The organism is Colwellia sp. F1, from assembly GCF_056238625.1.
Genome location: NZ_JBWDLI010000069.1, coordinates 1 through 2,759, shown reverse-complemented (window position 1 = coordinate 2,759; position 2,759 = coordinate 1). Strand labels below are relative to the sequence as shown.

The 2,759-nt window shown below is 48.4% G+C and carries 3 protein-coding genes; all 3 read right to left on the bottom strand.

Going from position 1 to position 2,759, the window contains the following annotated elements:
- A partial coding sequence (locus AC0UA9_RS17260; protein ID WP_475661960.1) for an enoyl-CoA hydratase/isomerase family protein occupies positions 1 to 523 on the bottom strand: 523 nt, incomplete at its 3' end.
- 227 nt (positions 524 to 750) lie between these two features.
- Positions 751 to 1,575 carry a tripartite tricarboxylate transporter substrate binding protein gene (locus tag AC0UA9_RS17255; protein WP_475661963.1) on the bottom strand — a complete coding sequence of 275 codons (825 nt, stop codon included), beginning with the start codon at positions 1,573 to 1,575 and terminating at the stop codon, positions 751 to 753.
- Positions 1,576 to 1,881: 306 nt separating this feature from the next.
- Positions 1,882 to 2,759 (bottom strand): tripartite tricarboxylate transporter substrate binding protein (locus tag AC0UA9_RS17250; RefSeq protein WP_475661958.1); only part of this gene is annotated, 878 nt, incomplete at its 5' end.

The following is a 2,759-nucleotide window of genomic DNA, read 5'->3' as shown; positions in this document are numbered from 1 at the left end:
CCCGTCGCCCACTAAAAATCAGTGCTTTGGCTCGCGCCAACCCTACTCGGCGTGGCAGGAAGTACATGCCACCTCCGTCAGGAATCAGCCCGCGGGCAATATACGCCCAGGTAAAGTGGGCATAATCAGAGGCAATCACGAAATCACAAGAAAGCGCTAAATCTGCGCCTAAACCAGCCGCTGCCCCATTCACCGCCGCGACGGTAGGAATAGGTAAATTGAGGAGTAAGCTTGCAGCATAGTGAACACCCTGCTGTCGTTCCCAACCGTTAAAGCCAACGGTCGCAGGATCGGCTTCCATCCGCGTCTTCATACCAGCAATATCGCCACCCGCGCAGAACCCCTTGCCGCTTCCCGTTAGCACTAAGGCACGAATAGAACGGTCAGTACGAATATCAACTAAATGGGCTACCAACTCAGCGCGCATGGCATCGCTCATAGCGTTACGCTTATCGGGGCGGTTTAGTGTCAGCAGGGCAATACCATTATTAATTGAGCAGGTCACTAACGAATCTTGAGTCATAACAACACCTTCTAATAAGTTATTATTTGCGGAATTAGTAAAAATAAAAAGGCCAGGAGACTAGTTTGACAATAATGCCTTACACCTTCCATTGACTAAAAATAAGGGTTTGCCTATTAAATAGTTAGGCAAATTAAATAGACTTAAAATAACGAAGAGATTAAACACTAGGAAAGCGACATTAAAAAATGCGGCGAAAGAATTCGCCGCACTAGAACCAACCATAACTAGTTCTTGCTTTTGTCTAATTCTTTTTGAGCTGTTTCACTAATTTGATAGGCAAACTCAGTGTACTCTTCAGGTCCCATCCAGGAGTCAGTGACCCCAGCACTACGCGCATAGGCTTGATAATGCTCGGTCCTCATCGCCTCATGGAATGCATCCGCAATTTGTTGCTGCAGTTCCATAGGCATATCAGCGGGGCCAAATATCCCCCTCACCTGTACCCAGCTTGAGTCAACGTCGTAACCTTGCTCTTCAAGGGTGGCGACATCAGGAAGGCTCTCCAGTCGCTCTTCACCATGCACGCCAAGTCCTTTTAAACGGCCTGCATCAAAATACGCTTGGGCGCCGCTCAAGTTAGACATACCCACATCAATATGACCACCTAACACGGCGGCAATAATGTCGGGCGTGGCATTAAATGGCACCCACTCAAACTCTACCTCAGCAACATTTTCGAGCATGCTAAGGCCGATATGCTGTGTGGAACCTTGGGGGCCAAACCCACCAACGGTGACTTTGCCATCGCGCTGCCTAGCTTCTTCAATCAGGGCATCTAAGTCATCTAACGGCGAGTCGCTGCGGGTCCAAATCAAGTTGGGATCAGCCTGCGCAGATGCAATCCAGCTGAAGTCATCGATAGAGAACACACCCTCTAAATTTGTCAGCATGCCGGTAAAGTGAGAAAGCGTATTGACTGCAAGCGTTAGCCCATCCGGCGCAGAAGAACGTACCCGAGTCATCTGACTAGCACCACCGCCGCCAGGTGAGTTCACTACCGCAATCGACTGGCCTATCTGAGGCTCCAATGATTCAGCCAACGTACGCATGAACACATCGGCGGAACCACCTGCTTTGGTATGCATAATCACGCGGACGGTATCTTGGGGCCACTCTTCTTCACTAGCAGACACCATAGCGCTTGTCGCCATTACTGAAATGACTGTAGCGCCCAACAGTATCTTAGATATTACATTTCTCTTTATAGTAAACATGGGCATGCACCTCTTTTGATAGCTCTTTTATAGCTATTGTTATAGCGTTATTAAAATATAGTTGAGAGTTTATTTTCACTCACTAAGGAGCGTTAGTTAATTACTTCCCGTTAGCAAAACTAAAACCACTAACTTGCAAACCTACTGATCTAGTTCCGCTCTAGCCACCTCGCTAATGCGATACGCAAACTCGGTGTACGCTTCCGGCCCCATCCAAGAGTCGGTAATTCCCGCATTTCGGGCATAGGTTTGATAATGCTCGCTCTTCATGGCCTCATGAAAGGCATCAGCAATTTGTTGCTGAGTTTCCATCGGAATGTCTGGTGGCCCAAATACCCCCCTAACTTGTACCCAGCTGGTATCCACATCAACGCCTTGCTCAGAAAAAGTCGGCACATCGGGAAGAGAGGCAAGGCGCTCATCAGCGATAACGCCTAGCCCCTGAATTCTTTCGGCATCAAAAAACGTTTTTAACGCACTAAGATTAGAAACCCCAACATCCACATGCCCGCCCATCACGGCGGCCACAATGTCAGGGGTACCGTTATATGCAATCCATTCAAACTCGACATCAGCCGCATTCTCAAGCATCGAAATAGCGATATTTTGTGTGGATCCTCGAGGGCCAAACCCGCCCACACTAACTTTACCGCCACCCTCTTTCGCCTTATCAATCAGTGCATCAATGCTATCTATTTCTGATGTTTGGTTTGCAAAAACAATATGAACATCTTCTTGGGTAGAGGCTATCCAGGAAAAATCATCCAGCGCAAAAACACCGTTTAAATTGGTCAGCATCCCAGTAAAGTGGGATAGCGTATTAATACCAAGCGTTAAACCATCGGGATTTGCCCCCTCAAGACGCGACATCTGAGTAGCACCCGCACCTCCCGGAGAGTTGATCACCACAATCGGCTGGCCAATTTGTGGTTCCAATGACTCGGCGAGTGTTCTTATAAATACATCTGCCGACCCACCGGCCTGGGTATGCATAACAAAACTAACAGGACCTTGCGGCC

Coding starts and splice junctions, on each gene's coding strand:
- AC0UA9_RS17255 (WP_475661963.1), bottom strand. CDS start 1,575: ATGCGTACGTTGGCTGAATCATTGGAGCCTCAGATAGGCCAGTCGATT.